7 protein-coding genes and 1 pseudogene are annotated in these 3,495 nt (G+C 64.3%); all 8 read left to right on the top strand.

All coding sequences use genetic code 11. The annotated features are described in order from the left end of the window. On the top strand, positions 1–324 hold a 324-nt coding region (gene rplV / locus ACSLE4_RS08025), incomplete at its 5' end, for a 50S ribosomal protein L22 (RefSeq protein ID WP_435903946.1). Then, positions 324–1,031 carry a 30S ribosomal protein S3 gene (rpsC, locus tag ACSLE4_RS08020; protein WP_435903945.1) on the top strand — a complete coding sequence of 236 codons (708 nt, stop codon included), beginning with the start codon at positions 324–326 and terminating at the stop codon, positions 1,029–1,031. The genes rplV and rpsC, both read left to right, overlap by 1 nt. A gap of 12 nt (positions 1,032–1,043) precedes the next feature. After that, the gene (rplP, locus tag ACSLE4_RS08015; RefSeq protein WP_435903944.1) at positions 1,044–1,475 is read left to right on the top strand and encodes a 50S ribosomal protein L16; all 432 of its coding nucleotides are present in this window, start codon (positions 1,044–1,046) and stop codon (positions 1,473–1,475) included. Positions 1,476–1,477: 2 nt separating this feature from the next. Further along, positions 1,478–1,684, top strand: coding sequence for a 50S ribosomal protein L29 (gene rpmC / locus ACSLE4_RS08010; protein WP_435903943.1), 207 nt, complete (start codon positions 1,478–1,480; stop codon positions 1,682–1,684). 13 nt (positions 1,685–1,697) lie between these two features. After that, positions 1,698–1,919, top strand: a pseudogene (gene rpsQ, locus ACSLE4_RS08005) (30S ribosomal protein S17); the annotation flags it as partial. A 240-nt stretch (positions 1,920–2,159) separates the two neighbouring features. After that, positions 2,160–2,528, top strand: a complete 369-nt coding sequence (gene rplN / locus ACSLE4_RS08000) for a 50S ribosomal protein L14 (protein WP_249904872.1) — start codon at positions 2,160–2,162, stop codon at positions 2,526–2,528. A 2-nt stretch (positions 2,529–2,530) separates the two neighbouring features. Beyond that, positions 2,531–2,854: a 50S ribosomal protein L24 gene (gene rplX / locus ACSLE4_RS07995; protein WP_435903942.1), complete on the top strand. Its 324-nt coding sequence runs from the start codon at positions 2,531–2,533 to the stop codon at positions 2,852–2,854. Beyond that, the coding region (gene rplE, locus ACSLE4_RS07990; protein WP_435903941.1) for a 50S ribosomal protein L5 at positions 2,847–3,495 on the top strand (649 nt) is incomplete at its 3' end. The genes rplX and rplE, both read left to right, overlap by 8 nt.

Genomic DNA, 3,495 nt, shown 5'->3' with positions numbered 1-3,495 from the left:
GGCAACACCATTCGCGGTTCGGCCCGCAAGCTGAACCTGGTGGCCGGGCTCATCCGCGGTCGCAGGGTCGAGGAAGCGCTCAACATCCTCAAGTTCTCGCCCAAGGGAATGGCCGACGATGTGCGCAAGGTTCTCGCTTCGGCGGTGGCCAATGCCGAGAACAACCACAACCTCGACGTCGACGCTCTCGTCGTCGCCGAGGCGAGCGTCGGCAAGTCGATTTCGATGAAGCGGTTCGCCACTCGTGCGCGCGGCCGCTCGTCGCGGATCGTCAAGCCGTTCAGCCGAATCCGCGTCGTCGTGCGCGAGCAGGAAGAAGCGTAATGGGTCAGAAATCCTCTCCTGTCGGCCTCAGGCTGCAGATCAACCGGACCTGGGACAGCCGCTGGTTCGCGGAAGGCCAGGATTATGGCCGGCTGCTGCTCGAGGACCTCAAGATGCGCCGCTTTATCATGGAGAGCCTGCCGCAGGCGGCGATTTCCAAGGTGGTCATCGAGCGCCCGGCAAAGCTGTGCCGCGTGTCGATCTATGCCGCCCGCCCGGGCGTCATCATCGGCAAGAAGGGCTCGGACATCGAGAAATTGAAGAAGTCGCTGGCGAAGATGACCGACAGCGAAGTCAGCCTCAACATCGTCGAAATCCGCAAGCCGGAAGTCGATGCGCGCCTGGTTGCGCAGGGCGTTGCCGACCAACTGGAGCGCCGCATCGCGTTCCGCCGGGCGATGAAGCGCGCCGTGCAGTCGGCCCTTCGCCTTGGCGCCGAGGGCATCCGCATTACCTGCGCCGGCCGTCTTGGCGGTGCCGAGATTGCGCGGACCGAATGGTACCGCGAAGGCCGCGTGCCGCTGCACACTTTGCGCGGCAATGTCGATTATGCCGAAGCCCAGGCGCACACCGCTTACGGCGTGTGCGGCGTCAAGGTCTGGATCTTCAAGGGCGAGATTTTCGCTCATGACCCGACCGCGCAGGACCGGCTGATGATGGATGCGCAGACCTCGGGCGTTCGCCCGGCGCGCGAAGACCGCCGCTAAGGAATATTCGAGATGCTGCAACCAAAACGCACCAAGTTCCGCAAGGCCTTCAAGGGCCGGATCCATGGCAATGCCAAGGGCGGGACCGAGCTTAACTTCGGCGCCTTCGGCCTCAAGGCGATGGAGCCGGAGCGGATCACCGCGCGCCAGATCGAGGCGGCGCGCCGCGCCATCACGCGCCACATCAAGCGCGCCGGCAGGCTCTGGATCCGGGTGTTCCCGGACGTGCCGGTGTCATCGAAGCCGGCCGAGGTCCGCATGGGCTCGGGCAAGGGTTCGCCCGAATTCTGGGTCGCCCGGGTCAAGCCCGGCCGCATCCTGTTCGAGCTCGACGGCGTCCCCGGGCCGCTCGCCAAGACCGCGTTCGAACGCGCCGCCGAGAAACTGCCGATCAAGACCAAGGTGGTCGCCCGCCTTGGCGAATCCCTGGTTGAGGTTGACTGACCATGGCCAAGAAAGAGAATCTGACCGTCAAGACCGACGACCAGCTGACGACCGAGCTGGCCGACCTCAAGCGCGAGGCCTTCAACCTGCGCTTCCAGTCGGCGACCAACCAGCTCGAAAAGCCGTCGCGGGTCAAGGAGGTGCGCCGCACCATCGCCCGCATCAAGACGATCCAGACCCAGCGCGCCCGCGCGTCGGCCGAGGCGTAAGGAGTTATTTGAGATGCCCAAGCGCGTCCTGACCGGCACCGTGGTGTCCGACAAGGCAGACAAGACCGTGGTGGTCCGCGTCGAGCGGCGGGTGAAGCACCCGCTGTACGGCAAGATCATCAGGCTGTCGAAGAAGTACCACGCCCATGACGAAGGCAATGCCTATCGCCCGGGCGAGCAGGTGCGCATCGAGGAATGCGCGCCGATTTCGAAGCTGAAGACCTGGACCGTCCTCGACCGGATCGGGGCGGAGGTCACTCCGATCGCCGAGGCCAATCTCGACGTGCCCGAATCGGAGACGCCGAAGCCGGTCAAGCCGTCGAAGGCCAAGGACGAAGAGAAGGCCGACAAGGACGAGAAGGCCGAGAAGGGCCAGAAACAAGCCAAGCCGTCAAAAGGCGGCAAGAAGGCCAAGGAGCCGGCGGAAGCCGACGCCTGAGCCGATGAGAGATTTTTTGAAGGATAGGGTCGAACCATGATCCAGATGCAGTCCAACCTAGAGGTTGCTGACAACAGCGGTGCGAAGCGCGTCCAGTGCATCAAGGTGCTGGGCGGCTCGAAGCGCCGCACTGCCGGCGTCGGCGACATCATCGTCGTTTCCGTCAAGGAAGCGGCGCCTCGCGGCCGCGTGAAAAAGGGCGACGTCCACCGCGCGGTGATCGTTCGCACCGCCAAGGACATTCGCCGGCCCGACGGGTCGGTGATCCGCTTCGATTCCAACGCTGCGGTGCTGGTCAACAAGAACGAGGAGCCGATCGGCACCCGTATCTTCGGCCCGGTCGTGCGCGAGTTGCGCGCCAAGAAGCACATGAAGATCATCAGCCTCGCGCCGGAGGTACTCTAACCATGTCCGCGCAGAAGATCCGCAAGGGCGACAAGGTCGTCGTTCTGTCCGGCAAGGACAAGGGCCGCACCGGTGAAGTCATGCGTGCGATGCCCAAGGACATGAAAGTGATCGTGTCCGGGGTGAACGTCGCCGTCCGCCACCGCAAGGCCAGCCAGGCCAACCCCCAGGGTGGGCTCGAGCGCAAGGAAGCGCCGATGCACGTCTCGAACGTGGCGATCGCCGACCCGAAGACGGGCAAGCCGACGCGCGTCCGCTTCGAGATGGCCAAGGACGGCAAGAAGGTCCGCGTCGCGACGCGGTCCGGGGAGAAGATCGATGGCTGACGAAAAGAACGGGCAGCAAGCCGAGAATGCCGAGGTCGAGACGACCGAGGTAGCGGCAGAAGCCGCCGAGACTGCGCCCAAGGCCGAGAAGGCCGAAGCCGCCCCGAAGGCTGAGAAGGCTGACAAGCCGGCGAAGGCCAAGAAGGTCGACGGCTATACGCCGCGCCTGAAGACGGATTTCGAGGAGCGCATCGTCAAGGCGATGACCGAACGGTTCGGCTACAAGAACCGGCTCGAGGTCCCGCGCCTCGACAAGATCGTAATCAACATGGGCGTCGGCGAAGCCACCCAGGACAAGAAGAAGGTCGAGGCTGCGGCCGCCGAAATGGAGCTGATCGCGGGTCAGAAGCCGGTGATCACCAAGGCGAAACAGTCGATTGCCCAGTTCAAGCTGCGCGAAGGCATGCCGATCGGCTGCAAGGTCACCTTGCGCCGCGACCGCATGTACGAGTTCCTCGACCGCCTGGTGACCGTCGCCATGCCGCGCATCCGCGACTTCCGGGGGGTCAATCCCCGTTCGTTCGACGGCCGTGGCAATTACGCCATGGGCCTGAAAGAGCAGATCGTGTTCCCCGAGATCAATTACGACCAGATCGAACAGGTCCGGGGCATGGACATCATCGTCACCACCACCGCCAAGA

This window comes from Methyloceanibacter sp. (assembly GCF_051306395.1).
Lineage (GTDB): Bacteria > Pseudomonadota > Alphaproteobacteria > Rhizobiales > Methyloligellaceae > Methyloceanibacter.
Note: the sequence above shows the minus strand (reverse complement) of the source record. Positions and strands in the feature narration are given on the sequence as shown.